Source organism: Sulfitobacter donghicola DSW-25 = KCTC 12864 = JCM 14565 (assembly GCF_000622405.1).
Classification (GTDB): domain Bacteria; phylum Pseudomonadota; class Alphaproteobacteria; order Rhodobacterales; family Rhodobacteraceae; genus Sulfitobacter; species Sulfitobacter donghicola.
Window position 1 is genome coordinate 1843636 of sequence record NZ_JASF01000005.1, and the last position, 18787, is coordinate 1862422.

16 protein-coding genes and 1 tRNA gene are annotated in these 18787 nt (G+C 53.8%); 16 read left to right on the forward strand and 1 reads right to left on the reverse strand.

Annotated elements, in window-relative coordinates; genetic code table 11:
- The first annotated feature begins 17 nt into the window (after positions 1-17).
- Genes parC through Z948_RS0110060 form a run of 3 tightly spaced genes read left to right on the forward strand, consistent with a single transcriptional unit; the run spans position 18 to position 4760 of the window.
- Entirely contained in the window at positions 18-2321 is a 2304-nt protein-coding gene (gene parC / locus Z948_RS0110050) for a DNA topoisomerase IV subunit A (RefSeq protein ID WP_025059438.1), read from the forward strand.
- Positions 2302-3618 carry a DUF898 family protein gene (locus Z948_RS0110055; protein WP_342665856.1) on the forward strand — a complete coding sequence of 439 codons (1317 nt, stop codon included), beginning with the start codon at positions 2302-2304 and terminating at the stop codon, positions 3616-3618. Before parC ends, Z948_RS0110055 begins: the two co-directional genes overlap by 20 nt.
- On the forward strand, positions 3615-4760 hold the full coding sequence (locus tag Z948_RS0110060) for a M48 family metallopeptidase (protein WP_025059440.1): 1146 nt from the start codon (positions 3615-3617) through the stop codon (positions 4758-4760). Before Z948_RS0110055 ends, Z948_RS0110060 begins: the two co-directional genes overlap by 4 nt.
- Here the strand turns inward: Z948_RS0110060 and Z948_RS0110065 are convergent.
- Positions 4757-5074 carry a hypothetical protein gene (locus tag Z948_RS0110065; RefSeq protein ID WP_025059441.1) on the reverse strand — a complete coding sequence of 106 codons (318 nt, stop codon included), beginning with the start codon at positions 5072-5074 and terminating at the stop codon, positions 4757-4759. The two genes, Z948_RS0110060 and Z948_RS0110065, sit on opposite strands and share 4 nt — an antisense overlap.
- A gap of 131 nt (positions 5075-5205) precedes the next feature.
- Here Z948_RS0110065 and Z948_RS0110070 point away from each other — a divergent pair, with 131 nt between their 5' ends.
- From Z948_RS0110070 to rpoB, 13 genes are all read left to right on the forward strand, one after another.
- Positions 5206-5814, forward strand: a complete 609-nt coding sequence (locus tag Z948_RS0110070) for a hypothetical protein (protein WP_245604569.1) — start codon at positions 5206-5208, stop codon at positions 5812-5814.
- Positions 5815-5960: 146 nt separating this feature from the next.
- Positions 5961-7136: an elongation factor Tu gene (gene tuf, locus Z948_RS0110075; RefSeq protein ID WP_025059443.1), complete on the forward strand. Its 1176-nt coding sequence runs from the start codon at positions 5961-5963 to the stop codon at positions 7134-7136.
- A gap of 220 nt (positions 7137-7356) precedes the next feature.
- Positions 7357-7432 (forward strand) — tRNA-Trp (locus Z948_RS0110080).
- 167 nt (positions 7433-7599) lie between these two features.
- Positions 7600-8394, forward strand: coding sequence for a hypothetical protein (locus Z948_RS0110085; RefSeq protein WP_025059444.1), 795 nt, complete (start codon positions 7600-7602; stop codon positions 8392-8394).
- A gap of 79 nt (positions 8395-8473) precedes the next feature.
- Positions 8474-8671: a preprotein translocase subunit SecE gene (secE, locus tag Z948_RS0110090; protein WP_025059445.1), complete on the forward strand. Its 198-nt coding sequence runs from the start codon at positions 8474-8476 to the stop codon at positions 8669-8671.
- Between the two features lie 224 nt (positions 8672-8895).
- Positions 8896-9429 (forward strand): transcription termination/antitermination protein NusG, encoded by a 534-nt coding sequence (nusG, locus tag Z948_RS0110095; protein ID WP_025059446.1) that lies wholly within the window; start codon positions 8896-8898, stop codon positions 9427-9429.
- 928 nt (positions 9430-10357) lie between these two features.
- Positions 10358-10783, forward strand: a complete 426-nt coding sequence (gene rplK, locus Z948_RS0110100) for a 50S ribosomal protein L11 (protein WP_025059447.1) — start codon at positions 10358-10360, stop codon at positions 10781-10783.
- A 1-nt stretch (position 10784) separates the two neighbouring features.
- Positions 10785-11483 (forward strand): 50S ribosomal protein L1, encoded by a 699-nt coding sequence (gene rplA / locus Z948_RS0110105; protein WP_025059448.1) that lies wholly within the window; start codon positions 10785-10787, stop codon positions 11481-11483.
- A gap of 253 nt (positions 11484-11736) precedes the next feature.
- Positions 11737-12648, forward strand: a complete 912-nt coding sequence (locus Z948_RS0110110) for a LicD family protein (protein ID WP_025059449.1) — start codon at positions 11737-11739, stop codon at positions 12646-12648.
- A complete protein-coding gene (locus Z948_RS0110115) occupies positions 12645-13067 on the forward strand; it encodes an adenylyltransferase/cytidyltransferase family protein (protein ID WP_025059450.1) in 423 nt (140 codons plus the stop codon). Before Z948_RS0110110 ends, Z948_RS0110115 begins: the two co-directional genes overlap by 4 nt.
- Before the next feature lie 284 nt (positions 13068-13351).
- Entirely contained in the window at positions 13352-13864 is a 513-nt protein-coding gene (rplJ, locus tag Z948_RS0110120; RefSeq protein WP_025059451.1) for a 50S ribosomal protein L10, read from the forward strand.
- A gap of 78 nt (positions 13865-13942) precedes the next feature.
- Positions 13943-14314: a 50S ribosomal protein L7/L12 gene (gene rplL / locus Z948_RS0110125; RefSeq protein WP_025059452.1), complete on the forward strand. Its 372-nt coding sequence runs from the start codon at positions 13943-13945 to the stop codon at positions 14312-14314.
- 279 nt (positions 14315-14593) lie between these two features.
- Positions 14594-18733 (forward strand): DNA-directed RNA polymerase subunit beta, encoded by a 4140-nt coding sequence (gene rpoB / locus Z948_RS0110130; protein WP_025059453.1) that lies wholly within the window; start codon positions 14594-14596, stop codon positions 18731-18733.
- Positions 18734-18787 lie beyond the last annotated feature (54 nt).

Below are 18787 nucleotides of genomic sequence, written 5' to 3' on the forward strand. Positions count from 1 at the left end.
ACGGCTAAACAACTTGCATGTCAGATACGCAAAACCCAGCCGCCCCTCGATTTGAGGAAACGTCAGAACCCCTTCGCCGTGCGTTGGGTGATCGCTATCTCACGTATGCGCTTAGTACGATTATGCACCGTGCGCTGCCTGATGCGCGCGATGGGTTAAAGCCGGTTCACCGTCGAATCCTATATGCGATGAATCGCTTGCGGTTGAATTCGACGGGTGGGTTTCTAAAGTCTGCCAAGATCAGCGGCGACACGATGGGGGATTTCCACCCGCATGGTGATGCGGCGATCTATGATGCGATGGCGCGTTTGGCGCAGGACTTTAACGTGCGTTATCCGCTGGTGGATGGGCAGGGTAACTTTGGCAACATCGACGGGGATAACCCCGCTGCCAGCCGATACACCGAAGCGCGTATGACATTGGTCGCCGAGGCAATGCTGGAAGGCCTCAACGAAAACGTCGTTGATTTTCGCGACAACTATGATGGCCGTCTGACAGAACCGTCAGTTTTGCCAGCGCAGTTTCCGAACCTTTTGGCCAATGGCTCTAGCGGGATTGCTGTGGGGATGGCGACGAATATTCCGCCGCACAATATATCCGAGCTGTGTGACGCCTGTATCCATCTGATCAAAACGCCTGACGCGCGTGATGACACGTTGCTCAACTATGTGCCGGGGCCGGATTTCCCGACAGGCGGCGTGATTGTTGAGCCCGAAGACAGTATTGCAACAGCCTATCGCACGGGTAAGGGGGGCTTTCGCCTGCGCGCGCGTTGGGAGGTCGAAGACCTTGGCCGCGGCCAGTGGCAGATCGTTGTGACCGAAATTCCCTATCAGGTTCAAAAGTCCAAGCTGATTGAAAAGATTGCCGAGGCGATCCAGACCAAAAAGATCCCGATCCTTGCAGATGTGCGCGACGAAAGCGCCGAAGACGTGCGCATGGTGCTGGAGCCGCGTTCGAAAAACGTCGATCCCGAGGTCTTGATGGGCATGATGTTCCGCTCTTCTGATCTAGAGGTGCGGTTTTCGTTGAACATGAACGTGCTGATCGACGGCGTCACGCCTAAGGTGTGCTCGATGAAGGAAGTGCTGCGCGCCTTCCTTGATCACCGCCGCGAAGTGCTGGAGCGCCGTTCGCGTCACCGCATGGAAAAGATCGACCACCGTCTGGAAGTGTTGGAGGGCTTTATCGTTGCCTTCCTCAATCTAGACCGCGTGATCGACATCATCCGGTATGATGATGAGCCAAAAGATGCCTTGATGCGCGAAGACTGGGGTAAGACCCACGTGCGTGCGATGGATGAAAAGGATTATGTCTCGCCCGCCGCTGGCGATGGTGAGTTGTCCGAAGTGCAGGCCGAGGCCATCCTGAATATGCGCTTGCGCAGCTTGCGCCGCCTCGAAGAACTGGAGCTTTTGCGCGAACAAACCGAGCTGATGGAAGAGCGCGCTGGGCTAGAAGATCTGCTGGAGAACGAAAGCCTGCAGTGGGACAGTATTACAGACCAGTTGCGTGAGACGAAAAAGCAATTCGGCAAGCAATATGATGGCGGCGCCCGCAGAACCACTTTTGCCGAGGCCGGTGTGATCGAGGATGTGCCGATCGAGGCCATGATCGACCGTGAGCCGATAACGGTCGTCTGTTCCGAGATGGGGTGGATTCGCGCCATGACGGGCCACATTGATCTGGCGCGTGAGTTGAAATTCAAAGACGGTGACGGACCGCGGTTTATCTTTCATGCCGAAACGACAGACCGTTTGTTGGCCTTTGGCAGTAATGGCCGCTTCTACACCGTATCCGCCGCCAACCTACCCGGTGGGCGTGGCATGGGGGAACCTTTGCGCTTGATGGTTGACCTGCCAAACGAGGTGCAACTGGTTGAGCTGTTTATCCACAAACCCGATGGCAAATTGCTGGTCGCATCATCGGCAGGGGATGGTTTCGTCGTGCCAGAGGCTGATGTAGTGGCGCAAACCCGTTCGGGTAAGCAGGTGTTGAATGTGCGTGGCGATGTTACGGCCATGATTTGCAAATCCGTTGAAGGCGATAGCGTCGCTGCCGTGGGTGAAAACCGCAAAGTGCTGGTGTTTGCCTTGGACGAGCTGCCCGAAATGGGCCGCGGTAAAGGTGTGCGAATGCAAAAGTACAAGGATGGCGGCCTATCAGACGCCACGACCTTTAACCGCGCAGACGGGCTGAGCTGGCTAGACCCTGCAGGGCGCACCCGTACCGAGGTCGAGCTGGCTGAATGGACAGGCAAGCGGGCAACAGCGGGCCGCATGGCACCTCGTGGGTTCCCGCGTGACAATAAGTTCACCTGATCTTTCGCCCCCACCAATTCCCGAACAGGGGATTGATGTTTGGTTCGTGGGCAACCGCTCGGCGTTGTTTTGGTTGGCGTTGAAATCTGGTTTTTGGACGGTTCTCACGCTGGGGTTCTACCGCTTCTGGATGAAGACCCGCCTGCGCCGCTGGTACTGGTCGTCGATCCGTCCGGGTGGGTATCCGTTGGAGTATGTCGGCGATCCGTGGGAAAAGCTGTTGGGCTTTTTCATCGCGGTGGTGATCCTGACTTTTTACATCGGCATCGTAAATCTGGTCCTGATGTTCGCCAGCTTTTCGTTCTTTCAAAGCTCGTTCCTAGGGTATTTCACCAGTTTTGTCGGGGTGATTCCTATATGGTTTTACGCGCAATACCGCGCGCGGCGGTATGTTCTGGGACGAACACGTTGGCGCGGTGTGCGGTTTGGTCTGGAGAAGGGGGCGTGGGGCTATGCATGGCGTGCCTTGGTGCATTGGCTGATCACCATTTGCACGTTGGGTATTCTTTGGCCCCGCATGACGTTCTGGCTGGAGAAGTATAAAACGGATCGCACGTTTTTCGGGTCTGGCAAGATGGAACAAGGCGGGCGTTGGCAGATGCTGTTTCCCGCTGCGATGCCTTTTGCTGTTGGGGTTCTTTTGTTGGGGCTCTGCAGTGTCTGGCTGGTTTGGCTTGATCCTATCCTCCCGTTCGTGGTGGACGGGGAGGGAGATTTTGCGGAAGCCTTGGGTGGGCTGCTGGAGGTTGAGCTCAGCCTTCTAAATATGATCCGTCCTGCGCGTCTCTTTGTTCTCATTCCCTTGGTTTTGTTGCTGATCTATGGCGCGGTTCACTATCGCTTTGTTAGCAAACGTATTCTAGCAGGACGCAAGACTATGAATGGTGTCCAAATGCGATCCGAGCTGAAAGGTCTGCGTATTTCGATGATCTATGTGCTTGGTACGACAATCGCCTATTTGATCCTGATCATTGGGCTGGGTGGGATTGTGGGTGTGGCGATTGGGTTGCTGGGGCCGGATGCCTTTCTTGAGGCACAGATTGGCACATCGGATCCGTTGGGAAATCTGCCACAATGGCTATCGTTTACCATCCTTGCGATGTTGTACCTCTCCGTCTTTTTGTTCTGGGGCGTGCTTCATCATGTCTTTGTCACGTTTCCCCTGATGCGCCACATGGCGGTAACGCTTAGCCTCCATAACATTGCTGGTTTGGCCGAGATCAACCAACGTAAACGCGATGAATTCGCCGAGGCCGAAGGCTTTGCCGAGGCGTTGGATTTGGGGGCTGCGATATGACGATGCCACCTGACCTCCCCCAGCGGCACAGCAGCACGGATATCCTGTTTGATGGTCGCCGCAGTGCGTATTTCGATGGGGACTCACCCGTTCCCCAAGACGTGACATTGGCTGTTGATACACAGGCGCAAATGCTTGAGATTGGCCTGCCAGCAAGTGCTGAAAGCGGCGTGCGCTGGCCACTGGATGAAATCCGCCGGCTAGACGATACGGCTGGTAAGGAGGGTGTGATTTTGCGCTGGACGGGTGATCCGCTGGCGCGACTACACCTGTTTGACGTATCCCTTTTGCCCCATCTGCGCAGGCTTAAACGTCGCGCTCCGCCAAAGGGGCGGGGGCGATTGGCGGCATGGGCCATTGGCGCTGTTGCCGCAGTTGCATTGCAGGTCGGCGTATTGGTCCCGATGTTGGCAGATAGCCTTGCCACCTATGTTCCCCCAGCTGGTGAGCGGGCTTTGGGCGAGGCGACGTTTAAACAAATACGCCAAGCGCTTGCAGGGTCGGGGCTACCTCCGTTGCCGATCTGTGAAGGCGAAGAGGGATTAGCCGCTTTTGAGCGGATGCTCGTAGCGCTTGATGTTGAGCGAGACACTGACGCCGCGATCAAATTGTTTGTTCTGGATCATGAGATGGTCAATGCCTTTGCGCTGCCCGGCGGATATGTTGTGTTTTTCCGCGGCATGATCGATGCCGCGCAAAGCCCGAATGAAATCGCCGCGGTTTTGGCGCATGAAGTCGGTCACGTCGAAAATCGCGACCCAACGCGCCATGCGCTGAGGTCGGCAGGGTCAATCGGTATCCTCGGGCTGCTCTTTGGTGATTTTGCAGGGGGGGCGGCGGTTTTGTTTCTGACGGAAAAACTGATTAGTGCGAACTATGCTCAAGCTGCGGAAAAAGGTGCTGACGAGTTTGCCTATGAGGTGCTGGAAAACGCAAATGTCTCTCCGGCGGCGCTGGGCGATATGTTTGAGCGATTGCGCGATAAATACGGTGATACCGAAGGGATCGTTTCGCATTTTGTCAGCCACCCTACGCTGACCAGTCGGATCGATTTTTCCAGAGGGGCGGCCATCAAGGGCAAACCCTATGCAGATGTCTTGTCTGATGGCGAATGGGCGGCGATGCAGCAGGTCTGCGATTAAAACTGACAGGTATCTTGGTGGCCATCCTTCGAGATGCGCACAGCGGTACGGGTTTCAAAATCTATGATCCGCCGTTGATTTTCGGCACTGCAGGCCAACCCGCCAGCAAGAGGGGTGGTGCAGATGAAAATCAAACCATCCGCTTTGGCAAACTGACCTGTTCCCAGCACATGCACCTCTTTGGGGCCGCTGGCACAGGATAGAGAGAGGGTTTGCTGCGGCAAGCCTTCTGTCTGCTGTTGCCAATCGCGTTGTTCAGCGCTGATTGTTGTACATGCGGCAAGAGGCAGAAAAGCCCAGACAATGCGGTTCATGTTGTCTCCTGACCGGCCAAGTGTTGCAGATTCCAGACGTACCCCCTGTTTGCGGCCTTGCCAAGCGGTCGGCGCATTGCACCCTTTAGGTCCATGCGGTATCGCATTTGTTAACAATGAGGGGGCTCCAAATGGGTGCGATCAGATTGATGCGGTTGACGGGTGCGATGCTGTTGGTTGGTGTTTTGGCGGCCTGTAATGGTGCTGCTGATCTGGGCAAGCCAGCTGTGCCGCTGGGGGATTTCAAACTGGCGCATAACATTGTTGTCGCGCCAAAGATCCAAAAGGTGCCGCTCAGCCGTGAGCTGGAAACCGAAGTGATGACAAAGATGTTGCAAGAGGCGGTCTCGGAACGGTTTGATCGTTATGACGGCACGCGTCTTTACCACTTTGGCATTTCGATCGAGAGCTACTTCCTTGCGCCTCCGGGGGTGCCTGTGGTGGCGGCCCCTAAATCGGCTATGATTATTCGGATCACCGTTTGGGATGACGCCGAAAATAAAAAGCTGACCGAAAAGGCGCATCAGATCACGGTTCTGGAATCACTGGATCAAGGTCCGCTGGTTGGATCAGGGTATACAAAAACCGCCGAGGAACAGTTCAAGAATCTCAGCCAGAACGCGGTAAAGCAGATCGAAAACTTCCTTGTCAAAAAGAACGCGGAAGAGGGGTGGTTTTCTGAGGGTGTCATAACGGCAAAGCCGGATGATGACGCTGCCAAGGCCGACGAGGCGGGATAATAAACCGACCGTCTTGCCGCAGCACGCAACGAAACTACAACGCGGCTGCAAGACCCGCTTGATTTTACCTTCCAGACCAACTATGTCGCGCGCCATACGCAATACTGGTTCGCAATGAACCCTGTGATTTTTGGAAGGGCGCCACCATGGCAAAGGAAAAGTTTGAACGTACCAAACCACACGTCAACATCGGCACAATTGGCCACGTTGACCACGGTAAGACGACACTGACGGCAGCGATCACCAAGTATTTTGGTGACTTCAAAGCGTACGACCAGATTGATGGCGCGCCAGAAGAAAAAGCGCGTGGTATCACGATTTCGACTGCGCACGTTGAGTATGAAACAGCAGACCGCCACTATGCGCACGTTGATTGCCCAGGTCACGCTGACTATGTGAAAAACATGATCACCGGTGCTGCGCAGATGGACGGCGCGATCCTGGTTGTGAACGCGGCCGATGGCCCAATGCCACAGACACGTGAGCACATCCTTTTGGGCCGCCAGGTTGGCATCCCATACATGGTTGTTTTCATGAACAAAGTTGACCAGGTAGACGACGAAGAGCTGCTGGAACTGGTTGAAATGGAAATCCGTGAACTGCTGTCCTCTTACGAGTACCCAGGCGACGACATTCCAGTGATCGCAGGTTCCGCTTTGGCGGCGATGGAAGGTAACAACCCAGAAATCGGCGAAGAAGCGATCAAGAAATTGATGGCGGCTGTTGATGAGTACATCCCAACACCTGCACGTGCTGTTGACCAGCCGTTCCTGATGCCGGTTGAGGACGTGTTCTCGATCTCTGGCCGTGGTACAGTTGTTACAGGCCGTGTTGAGCGTGGCGTAATCAATGTTGGCGACAGCATCGAAATCGTTGGTATCCGTGACACCACAACAACGACCTGCACAGGCGTTGAAATGTTCCGCAAGCTGCTGGACAGCGGTGAAGCGGGCGACAACATCGGCGCATTGCTGCGCGGCGTTGACCGTGACGGTGTTGAGCGTGGCCAGGTTCTTTGTAAGCCAGGTTCGGTTAACCCACACACGAAGTTCGAAGCAGAAGCCTATATTCTGACCAAAGAAGAAGGCGGTCGTCACACCCCATTCTTCGCGAACTACCGTCCACAGTTCTACTTCCGTACAACAGACGTTACGGGCACAGTTCAGCTGCCAGAAGGCACTGAAATGGTTATGCCTGGTGACAACCTGAAGTTCGACGTTGAACTGATCGCGCCAATCGCGATGGAGCAGGGCCTGCGCTTTGCGATCCGCGAAGGTGGCCGTACCGTTGGTGCGGGCGTTGTATCCAAAATCACTGAGTAAGCTGCTCTGGCCGCAAGGCCTGACATGCGAACTTAGCCAAGCAAAGGCCGTCCCTAGGGGCGGCCTTTGTTGCGTTTGCGGGAGGCGCATGTTGGCGCAGCAGGATTGGCAGGGGAGCAATCTGAACCAACAAACAGTAAAAACCTCTCGCAAATCGCACGAACAATGTGCGATGCCCCTTGAACCTATATGGAATCCAGATTACCCAATGCGCAGGCATAGGGGTTTAGCTCAGTTGGTAGAGCATCGGTCTCCAAAACCGAGGGTCGTGGGTTCGAGTCCCTCAGCCCCTGCCAAAAATTCTCATGAAATTGTATCTATTTGGAATGGTAGTCGCTGGTCGCGCGGCCATATAGGTCATGCCTTGGAAACAATGACGTTTTTCAAACGCATTTGTTCCATCGTTACGGCGTAAAATGCTTTTAAGCCCTCATCTGGTAGCCAAATTTTACGGTAAGAACAGATGACAGACGCAACGACGAATCCCACTGATAAAACTCCAGCATCCGAGCTTGATGAAAGCTCGTTAAGTGCGATCCGTTCGATCCTGACAGAAGACGCAGCGGCCCCCGCGCAGGAGCCTTCTCCTAGAGAACAGGCGCGGATTGAACGCGCCACAGCTGGTCACGCACCAAGGTCTGCCACGAGGGCGACCAAGAAATCAGATCGCTTGCCCCTGCTCGCCGATGCAGAATCAGACCCAGCGGCCGCCGCCCGCGCGCAAGAGTTGCTTGCCCCTAAGGTGAAAAAGCGCCGTTTTTCGCTGGGCCGCAAAGCTGCTGCTCCGACAAAAGTGGAACCGGTTCAACAACCGGTTGCCGAACCGAAGCGCAGGCAAGTTGTCCCCGCTGAAGGTTTGATCGACCGCATCAAAGCATATCGTCCGACGCCAGCCCATATGGCTATTGGGGCAATTCTATTGCTGGTGCTGTTTCGCCCATGGCTCGTTTTTGGGCTGTTGTTTTTATTTGCCCTGATCATGGTCGGAGTTTTCCTGATTTTGGGCTATGATGGTTTTTGGCAAAGCGTGATGAAGATCAGCCGTTGGTATGCCAACCGCCGTCCCGAGCGGGCCGCAGCGATGCATCAGCGTCTGGATCGGTTTGCCGTTCGATGGGATGCCATCCTTGACCGTTTCCCCGAGGGCACTGTTGATGGCCTGTACCTGCCAGACTTTGGCGAATTGGCCAGTGCCGACAGTCGCCATGATAAGGCGATGGAGCGCCGTTTGGATGGGTTGCAAAAAGAGGGAGGTTAAGTCCCGCGCAATTTGCAGCCTTGAAACACCGCGCTACAGCGGCTAGATGCTCCTAACACGACAATTCAGGATGTGATCCATGGCCACCACCAACCCGCTTCAGTTCATTCAGCAAGTCCGCACCGAAGTGGCAAAGGTCGTATGGCCCACCCGCCGTGAGGTGATGCTCACCACGGTTATGGTGTTTATCCTCGCTGCACTTACTGCTGTTTTCTTTGCTTTGGTTGATGTCGTGATCCGTGGTGGATTGCAGTACGTGTTGAACATGTTTGGCTAAGGCCAAACAAAAGCACGACCTTGGGCAAGGCTGCCTGCAAAATTCTTCGCAAACACTTGAAACCCAATGGCGTGTGGTCTAGTCCGCAGGCCTGTCCCATTACATAGTCGCATTGATTCGAGACGCGAGCGATTTTGTGTTTGGGAAGAGTTGAGGTAAGACCTCAAAGAGTTTATTGAATGCGCTAGTAGACACAGGCGCTCAGAATAAGGACGGACGATCAAATGGCAAAACGGTGGTATTCGGTCAGTGTTCTGTCCAACTTCGAGAAAAAGATCTCTGAACAGATCCGCACAACGGTTGCAGAGCTGGAAATGGAAGATCAGATCGACGAAGTGCTGGTCCCGACCGAAGAAGTAATCGAAATCCGTCGCGGTAAGAAGGTAACAACCGAGCGCCGCTTTATGCCGGGTTATGTTCTGGTGCACATGGAAATGTCTGATCGTGGCTACCACCTGATCAACTCCATCAACCGCGTCACAGGTTTCTTGGGGCCACAGGGCCGCCCAATGCCAATGCGCGACGCCGAAGTAACTGCAATCCTTGGCCGTGTCCAAGAAGGCGAAGAAGCACCACGCACGCTTATCCACTTTGAAGTGGGCGAGAAAATCAAAGTTGCCGACGGCCCGTTCGAAGATTTCGACGGCATGGTCGAACATGTGGACGACGAGAACCAAAAGCTCAAAGTTATGGTGTCGATCTTTGGTCGTGAAACACCGGTGGAGCTGGATTTCACTCAGGTGAACAAACAAGTTTAATCGGACCTAGTTCCGATAGATCGATTGAAAGGCATCGCAGCGGAAGCTGAGGTGCCTTTTTTGATTTGGGGGCGGTAGATTAAGGAGCGGCTGGTTTGAGCCCAGATTGACCGATATTGTGCAACGCCACGAATGTCGTTTGTCGAAATGCAGTTAAAATCTTCAACAACAATTAATGTTTTGAACGGGGTTTTGGCACAGCCTCAAGGTCAAGTGTGCAGACAACAGGCATAAAAAAGGCCGTTCCGAAGAACGACCTTTTCAGTCTTAAAGCCCGAAGGTCCCTAGAAGCCATCCAAGGAACAGAAGTCCCAAGGAAACCTCAAAACGATACTTAGTACCGCAGGGTTTCGTGGCTTCGAGGATGAACGATGCACGCATAACGTACTCCTACATCTCGTGTGTGCGTACCCTTATGGAAGCCACATAGCACACATAGACCACTTGCCGACCTTTCCTCTTTTTTGAAGTCAGATGCCGTCGGCGAGCGTGACTTTGTCGGTGCCCAGTTTGGGCGTTGCTGAGTAATTGGTAGTCTAAGATGTTTTTTCAATACCCAAGCATAGAGTTTAAGAAATTTACTTTCCAAAAAGAATGATTGCTGCGTTGTTTGTAAATGCAACCTCTTGTTGAGCAGTCTCTTGATAGCCGAAATTCGAGCTTCTCAATTGGAGGTCGGCTTCGTGTCGTGTAACTGACGGCGGACTATTGGCTATGTATCACTGCGAACCAAGATACCATTTGCTCTTATGTGCAAACTGTCCTAGTAGGCGGGTTCTTACGTCACGTGGCATTGCTGCGCGGCGAATCGTTTGTGGGAGGCGAGATGCGCGCGCGCACCGGACCAGACCACGCTAGAAAATGGGCCTCAACGCGTTGAGGTCTTGTAGGGCAGGGGAAACCTTGCCGATGACAAAGGAGAAGGCCAATGGCCAAGAAACTCGTCGGTACGATGAAGTTGCAAGTTAAAGCGGGTCAAGCAAACCCATCCCCACCAGTGGGTCCAGCGCTGGGTCAGCGCGGCATTAACATCATGGAATTCTGTAAAGCGTTCAACGCAAAAACAGCAGACATGGAGCCAGGTGCGCCTTGCCCAACCGTGATCAGCTACTATCAGGACAAGTCCTTCACGATGGACATCAAGACGCCACCAGCGTCCTACTACCTGAAAAAAGCGGCCAAAGTGAACTCTGGCGCGAAAACGCCTTCGCGTGAAACTGTTGGTTCCGTAACCACCAAGCAGCTGCGCGAAATTGCAGAAGCCAAAATGGCCGATCTGTCCGCAAACGATGTGGATCAGGCAATGAAAATCATTCTGGGCTCCGCAAAGTCCATGGGCATCGAGGTTAAGTAAGATGGCTAAACTGGGAAAACGCACAACCGCTGCACGCGAAGCATTCGCAGGCAAAGAAAACGTAACAGTTGAAGAAGCTGTAGCGCTGATCAAAGGTAACTCGAACACCAAGTTCGACGAAACCATCGACATCGCGATGAACCTCGGCATTGACCCGCGTCACGCAGACCAAATGGTTCGCGGCGTTGTTGGCCTGCCAAACGGCACAGGCAAAGACGTTCGCGTTGCGGTATTCGCACGTGGCCCGAAAGCTGACGAAGCGACAGCTGCTGGTGCAGACGTTGTTGGCGCCGAAGACCTGATGGAAATCGTTCAGGGCGGTAAGATCGACTTTGATCGTTGCATCGCGACACCTGACATGATGCCGATCGTTGGTCGTTTGGGTAAAGTACTTGGCCCACGTAACCTGATGCCAAACCCAAAAGTTGGTACTGTTACAATGGACGTTGAGGCAGCTGTAAAAGCGGCCAAAGGCGGCGAAGTACAGTTCAAAGCTGAAAAAGGTGGCGTTGTTCACGCAGGCGTTGGCAAAGTATCTTTTGACGAAGCTAAATTGGTTGAAAACATCCGTGCCTTTGTTGGCGCAGTTGCAAAAGCCAAGCCAGCAGGCGCCAAAGGCGCATACATGACAAAAATCGCGCTGAGCTCTACAATGGGCCCAGGTGTGACTGTTGCAGTGGATAACGCTGTTACAGAGTGATCTGATCAAGATTTCAGTTAAAGGGCGTCCCTATTGGGGCGCCCTTTTTCGTTGGGCGCACCCCTCGTGTTTTTCAGGTTGCACGACAAAAGTGGTATAGGCCGGTTCGTTTCGGGCTAAGGGGCTTTGTTTCGTGTCGCCCCTACATCACAGTCTTTCCCCGAATTGGTGAATAATCTTGCCAAAGCGAGACCTGCGCGCTTAGGCTGCAAGAAAATATATAAAAACAAAATAAAACCTGTGAGGCAGCAGCGTGGCGGAAGATATCAAAGACGAAGCAGCTTTGCGGCTGCGGCGATTGCTCGAAATCCGTGCAATTGGCATAGCGGCTCTTCATGAGGGCGCTCAAGGGCTGGATTGCTGGGAATATTTGACCGAATTGAAAGGCCTGCGCGTGCGGGGGCACAAACTTGAGTGGCGCGAGGCCAAAGTGGCCCATCTTGTTGCGTTACGGCAGCGTGCAACGCAGGTCGTCGGTAGCATGCGCACTCTTAGGGAGTTGTGCGATGAGAAGGGGTTGGAAGACCGCTTTGTCGCCTTTGAGGCTTTGGTCAAAAGCTCGTTGGGCAGTATCCGGCTTACCAATCACGCCTTTCGGGAGGATAATTTTGCAGAAATGGCGCATGAGCCCATCTGGGATAGGGTAGGGGATCACCTGAAATCTCTCAAAGAAAATGGCTATGAGGCTTTCCTGAATTCGGGGACTCTGCTGGGGGTTGTTCGAGATGAACGCCTGATAGATCATGATGACGATATTGATATCGCCGTTATTTTAAAGGCGAATAATCGCCAAGCAGCTGCGGGCGAGTGGTTGGAGCTGCGGCAGCGTTTGAGCGATGAAGGTGTTTTGGATGAAGATGCGATCAATGACCCGAGTATCCTCAAACTAACGCCGGTCAACGGTGTCCAGATCGATCTGTTTCCGGCGTGGTTTGAAGCTGACAAGTTCTATGTATACCCCCACACGTTGGGCGAGCTTTCGAAAACGGATGTTCTGCCGCTTAAGGCGTGTTCGATTACGGCCTATCCGATCCCGGCAAATCCGGAAAAAATGCTGGCGCTCAACTATGGGGACGGATGGAAAACGCCCGACCCCTATTTCAAGTTCCCATGGCACATCGCGACAGAACGATTCAGCTCTTTTCTTGAGGGGGTCCGCGTATGATGGGGGCAAAAGGAACAATCCTGACTTATGGGACTTTTGATTTGTTTCATGTCGGGCATCTTAGGTTGTTGCGGCGTTTGTCGGAGCTAGGGGAGCGGTTGATCGTAGGCTGCTCGACGGATGAGTTTAATGCCCGCAAGGGTAAGGTGACCGCGATCACCTATGTTCAGCGTGTCGAAATTCTGGAAGCGTGCCGTTATGTGGATTTGGTCATCCCAGAGAGCGATTGGGCGCAAAAGCGGGAGGATGTGCGGCGATTTGATGTAGATCTTTTTGCTATGGGTGATGATTGGGCGGGCAAGTTTGATGATTTGCGTGACCTCTGCGATGTGCTGTATCTTCCTCGCACAGAGCAAATTTCGACGACGGAACTGAAAGCATCGATTCAGGCAATGCACCCCCGAGCGGTCGGCGCGTGACATCTAGGGTCGTTTAGCGGTTGGCAAACCCAAATATTCAGCTTATGTGAACACTTGCATCATAGCGCACGATTCGTCGTGCGCTTTTTGCGCTTCGTCCGAGATGGCGGGTGAGGTGGTCAAACATCTCATAATTCCTGCCTGAGATGGGGAATGACTTTAGATTTTTCAGGGCTTTGCTCTCGGATGATCTTGGGAAGGACCCGTAAGGACCCGACGTCGGGCATTTGTCCGGCAAAATGAGCCTCGGGGGGTCACCCCTCCGAATAATTTGGAGAGAAACTGTGGATAGAGCACAAAAAGAACAGTTGGTCGACGAACTCGGCCAAATCTTTGAAAGCTCTGGCGTTGTAGTGGTTAGCCACTACGTCGGTTTGACAGTTGCTGAAATGCAGGACCTTCGTGCGCGCGCTCGCGACGCGGGTGGGTCTGTGCGTGTTGCCAAAAACAGGCTCGCCAAGATCGCCCTTGAGGGCAAGCCATGCGCAAGCATTGCTGACCTTCTGACGGGTATGACCGTTCTGACCTACTCTGAGGATCCTGTGGCTGCGGCCAAGGTTGCTCAGGAATTCTCCAAAGAGAATGACAAGCTTGTCATCCTCGGTGGTGCAATGGGTGAGAACGCGTTGGATGCCGCCGGTGTAGAAGCCGTGTCCAAGATGCCTTCGCGCGAGGAGCTTATCTCCTCCATCGCGGGTATGCTGGGCGCACCTGCTTCCAACATCGCTGGCGCGATTGGCGCACCTGCAAGCAACATCGCATCTATCTTGTCTTCGATCGAAGACAAGGCTGCGTAAGCGACAATATCGTCAAATCGGCGTGTTAGTTGAAACTACACGTTGGAACACACATATCGTAACGGAAAGAGCTAAAACATGGCTGATCTGAAAAAACTGGCAGAAGACATCGTTGGTCTTACACTGCTTGAAGCACAAGAACTGAAAACAATCCTCAAAGACGAGTACGGCATCGAGCCTGCAGCCGGTGGCGCAGTCATGATGGCGGGCCCAGCGGACGCCGGTGGCGACGCAGCTGAGAAATCCGAATTCGACGTCGTTCTGAAGAACGCCGGCGCATCCAAAATCAACGTGATCAAAGAAGTTCGCGGCATCACCGGTCTTGGCTTGAAAGAAGCTAAAGATCTGGTTGAAGCTGGCGGCAAGATCAAAGAAGGCGTCGACAAAGCCGAAGCAGAAGACATCAAGGGCAAGCTGGAAGCAGCTGGCGCAGAAGTCGAACTGGCCTAAGCCTGTCGGTGGGTTGCACCCACCCTACGGGCTTTTTGCTGGGTAGGGCGGTTGTGGATCCACGCTGAACAATGGCTGGACAGGGTTTATTCCTTGTCCAGCCAAACCTGTCTTGAAAGGCGCTTAAACGCAAAAGCGTCTTTCTGGAGAGGTCCAATGGTCGGGAGGGGTACGGTGGGACGTACTCCAGCATAGACCGGACTTAGCCGCTCTTATGGGTGTGCATCGCGGCCCCGGCGATGGCGCATTCGGCAAGAGACACGAAAGGTGACACGACACATGGCACAATCCTTCCTTGGCCAGAAGCGTTTACGTAAATATTATGGCAAAATCCGCGAAGTGCTGGACATGCCGAACCTTATTGAGGTTCAAAAATCTTCTTATGATCTATTCCTGAACTCAGGCGACGCAGAAACCCCCACCGATGGTGATGGTATCCAAGGCGTTTTCCAGTCGGTTTTTCCGATTAAGGACTTTAACGAAACTTCGATCCTCGAGTACGTAAAGTATGAGCTGGAAAAGCCGAAGTACGACGTTGAGGAATGCCAGCAGCGCGATATGACTTATTCCGCGCCGCTTAAGGTGACGCTCCGTCTGATCGTTTTTGATATCGATGAAGATACAGGCGCAAAATCGGTTAAGGACATCAAAGAACAAGACGTGTTCATGGGCGATATGCCATTGATGACCCCTAACGGGACGTTTGTTGTGAACGGTACCGAGCGCGTTATCGTGTCTCAGATGCACCGCTCACCTGGTGTTTTCTTTGACCACGACAAAGGTAAAACACACTCCTCCGGTAAGCTTTTGTTTGCCTGCCGCATCATCCCATATCGCGGTTCATGGTTGGACTTTGAATTCGATGCAAAAGACATCGTGTTCGCACGTATTGACCGTCGCCGTAAGCTTCCTGTCACCACGCTTTTGTATTCCCTTGGTCTCGACCAAGAGGCGATCATGGATGCGTATTACAACACTGTCACGTATCGTCTGGATGCTGGAAAAGGTTGGATCGCGCCGTTCTTCCCAGAACGCGTTCGCGGCACCCGTCCTACCTATGACATCGTAGATGCAGCAAGCGGCGAAGTGCTGTTTGAAGCAGGCAAAAAAGTTACGCCGCGCGCGGTCAAGAAATTGATCGACGAAGGTAACGTGACCGAATTGCTGCTGCCATACGATCACATTCAGGGCACTTTTGTTGCCAAGGATATCATCAACGAAGAAACTGGCGCGATTTATGTCGAAGCCGGCGACGAGATGACCTTGGAATACGACAAAGACGGCACGCTCATCGGCGGCACCGCCAAAGAGCTGATTGACGCTGGCATCACCGAGATCCCACTCTTGGACATCGACAACGTCAATGTTGGCCCATACATGCGCAACACTATGGCGGCAGATAAAAACATGAACCGCGAAACCGCGCTCATGGATATCTACCGCGTTATGCGTCCGGGCGAGCCGCCCACAGTCGAAGCGGCAAGCAGCCTGTTCGATACCTTGTTCTTTGACAGCGAACGCTATGACCTTTCCGCGGTTGGCCGTGTGAAAATGAACATGCGTCTGGCGCTGGACAAAGAAGACACGCAGCGCACGCTGGACCGCGATGATATCGTATCCTGCATCAAAGCGCTGGTTGACCTGCGCGATGGCCGCGGTGACATCGACGATATTGACCACCTCGGCAACCGTCGTGTGCGTTCCGTTGGTGAGCTGATGGAAAACCAGTACCGTGTTGGTCTGCTGCGCATGGAGCGCGCGATCAAAGAACGTATGTCCTCTGTCGAAATCGACACGGTCATGCCGCAAGATCTGATCAACGCGAAGCCAGCAGCCGCTGCGGTACGTGAATTCTTCGGCTCTTCGCAGCTGTCGCAGTTCATGGACCAAACCAACCCGCTGTCCGAAGTGACGCACAAGCGTCGCCTTTCCGCGCTTGGGCCAGGTGGTCTGACACGTGAGCGTGCTGGTTTTGAAGTACGTGACGTTCACCCAACCCACTACGGCCGTATGTGTCCAATTGAGACACCTGAGGGTCCGAACATTGGTTTGATCAACTCGCTGGCGACCTTTGCCCGTGTGAACAAATATGGCTTCATCGAAACGCCATACCGCAAGGTAACAGACGGCGTTGTATCTGATGATGTTCAGTACATGTCCGCGACCGAAGAAATGCGCCACACGGTGGCACAGGCCAACGCGAACCTTGATGAAAACATGAAGTTCGTGAATGAGCTGGTTTCGACGCGTAAATCAGGTGATTACACATTGTCGCCTTCCTCGAATGTGGATTTGATTGACGTTTCACCAAAGCAGTTGGTTTCGGTTGCTGCCTCCTTGATCCCATTCCTTGAGAATGACGATGCGAACAGGGCCTTGATGGGCTCGAACATGCAACGTCAGGCTGTTCCTTTGCTGCAGGCCGAAGCGCCTCTGGTTGGTACAGGTATAGAGGAAGTTGTGGCTCGTGACTCGGGTGCGGCATACATGGCGCGCCGCGCTGGTGTGATCGACCAAGTTGACGCAACACGTATCGTTATCCGCGCGACCGAAGACCTAGAGCTGGGCGATGCGGGCGTAGACATCTACCGCATGCGTAAATTCCAACGCTCTAACCAGAACACCTGCATCAACCAGCGTCCGCTGGTGAAAGTAGGCGACAAGGTTACAAAGGGTCAGGTTATTGCGGATGGTCCATCCACAGATATGGGTGAGTTGGCCCTTGGTAAAAACGTGGTTGTCGCGTTTATGCCTTGGAACGGCTACAACTATGAAGACTCCATCCTGATCTCCGAGCGCGTATCGCGTGACGACGTGTTTACTTCGATCCACATCGAAGAATTCGAAGTCGCCGCCCGTGATACAAAGCTTGGGCCAGAGGAAATCACACGCGACATTCCAAACGTTGGCGAAGAAGCGCTGCGCAACCTCGACGAGGCGGGCATCGTTTACATCGGTGCAGACGTTGAGCCGGGTGACATTCTGGTAGGTAAGATCACACCAAAAGGCGAAAGCCCGATGACGCCAGAAGAAAAGCTTCTGCGCGCTATCTTTGGTGAGAAAGCCTCTGACGTTCGCGATACATCGCTGCGCGTTAAGCCGGGCGATTTCGGTACGGTTGTTGAGGTTCGCGTCTTTAACCGCCACGGTGTGGAAAAAGACGAACGTGCGCTTCAGATCGAACGCGAAGAGGTCGAGCGTCTGGCGCGTGACCGCGACGACGAGATGGCGATCCTTGATCGCAACATCTTTGCCCGTCTGCGTGAAATGATCCTTGGTAAAGTGGCTGTCAAAGGCCCACGCGGCGTCAAGCCAAACAGCCAGATCACCGAAGAGACGCTGGACATGGTGTTGACACGTGGTCAGTGGTGGCAGCTTGCCCTTGAGGACGAAGACGACGCGAAAATCGTCGAAGCCCTGAACGAGCAGTACGAGATCCAGAAACGGACCTTGGATGCGCGTTTTGAGGACAAAGTCGAGAAAGTACGCCGTGGCGATGACTTGCCCCCAGGTGTGATGAAAATGGTCAAAGTATTCGTGGCGGTGAAGCGTAAGCTGCAGCCGGGCGATAAAATGGCCGGTCGTCACGGGAACAAGGGTGTTATCTCTAAAGTTGTTCCAATGGAGGACATGCCGTTCCTCGCAGATGGTACACCGGTTGATTTCTGTCTGAACCCGCTTGGCGTTCCATCGCGTATGAACGTTGGTCAGATCCTTGAAACACACATGGGCTGGGCCGCACGCGGTCTGGGCATCAACGTTGACGAAGCGCTGCAAGAATATAAGCGTTCCGGCGATCTGACACCTGTGCGTGAAGCAATGCAGCTGGCTTATGGCGATGACGTCTACGAAGAAGGCCTCACTGGTCTGGACGAGGAAGAGCTGTTGGAAGTAGCGGGCAACGTGCGTCGCGGTGTTCCAATCGCGACACCTGTTTTCGACGGTGCCAAAGAAGCAGACGTAAACGACAGCCTTGCACGTGCAGGTTTTGACCGCTCTGGTCAGTCGGTTCTGTTTGATGGTCGCACAGGCGAACAGTTCAGCCGTAAGGTGACTGTTGGCGTGAAATACCTGCTGAAACTGCACCACCTTGTGGACGATAAAATCCACGCGCGTTCTACTGGACCATACTCGCTGGTTACCCAGCAGCCATTGGGCGGTAAAGCACAGTTCGGTGGTCAGCGCTTTGGTGAGATGGAGGTCTGGGCACTTGAAGCTTATGGCGCTGCATACACCCTGCAGGAAATGCTGACTGTGAAATCGGATGACGTTGCTGGCCGTACCAAAGTGTACGAAAGCATCGTGAAAGGTGAGGACAACTTCGAAGCTGGTATCCCAGAATCGTTCAACGTTCTTGTCAAAGAAGTCCGCGGCCTCGGCCTGAACATGGAACTCCTGGATGCGGAGGAGGATGAGTAATCATCCACGCCGCCTGTGTTTCGCCCACCCAACGTAGGCTGGGTGAAACCCACG

Excerpts from the sequence above, each read along its gene's own strand:
- parC (WP_025059438.1), top strand. The coding sequence starts at position 18 with ATGTCAGATACGCAAAACCCAGCCGCCCCTCGATTTGAGGAAACGTCA.
- Z948_RS0110060 (WP_025059440.1), top strand. The coding sequence starts at position 3,615 with ATGACGATGCCACCTGACCTCCCCCAGCGGCACAGCAGCACGGATATC.
- Z948_RS0110065 (WP_025059441.1), bottom strand. The coding sequence starts at position 5,074 with ATGAACCGCATTGTCTGGGCTTTTCTGCCTCTTGCCGCATGTACAACA.
- Z948_RS0110070 (WP_245604569.1), top strand. The coding sequence starts at position 5,206 with ATGGGTGCGATCAGATTGATGCGGTTGACGGGTGCGATGCTGTTGGTT.
- tuf (WP_025059443.1), top strand. The coding sequence starts at position 5,961 with ATGGCAAAGGAAAAGTTTGAACGTACCAAACCACACGTCAACATCGGC.
- Z948_RS0110085 (WP_025059444.1), top strand. The coding sequence starts at position 7,600 with ATGACAGACGCAACGACGAATCCCACTGATAAAACTCCAGCATCCGAG.
- secE (WP_025059445.1), top strand. The coding sequence starts at position 8,474 with ATGGCCACCACCAACCCGCTTCAGTTCATTCAGCAAGTCCGCACCGAA.
- nusG (WP_025059446.1), top strand. The coding sequence starts at position 8,896 with ATGGCAAAACGGTGGTATTCGGTCAGTGTTCTGTCCAACTTCGAGAAA.
- rplK (WP_025059447.1), top strand. The coding sequence starts at position 10,358 with ATGGCCAAGAAACTCGTCGGTACGATGAAGTTGCAAGTTAAAGCGGGT.
- rplA (WP_025059448.1), top strand. The coding sequence starts at position 10,785 with ATGGCTAAACTGGGAAAACGCACAACCGCTGCACGCGAAGCATTCGCA.
- Z948_RS0110115 (WP_025059450.1), top strand. The coding sequence starts at position 12,645 with ATGATGGGGGCAAAAGGAACAATCCTGACTTATGGGACTTTTGATTTG.
- rplL (WP_025059452.1), top strand. The coding sequence starts at position 13,943 with ATGGCTGATCTGAAAAAACTGGCAGAAGACATCGTTGGTCTTACACTG.
- rpoB (WP_025059453.1), top strand. The coding sequence starts at position 14,594 with ATGGCACAATCCTTCCTTGGCCAGAAGCGTTTACGTAAATATTATGGC.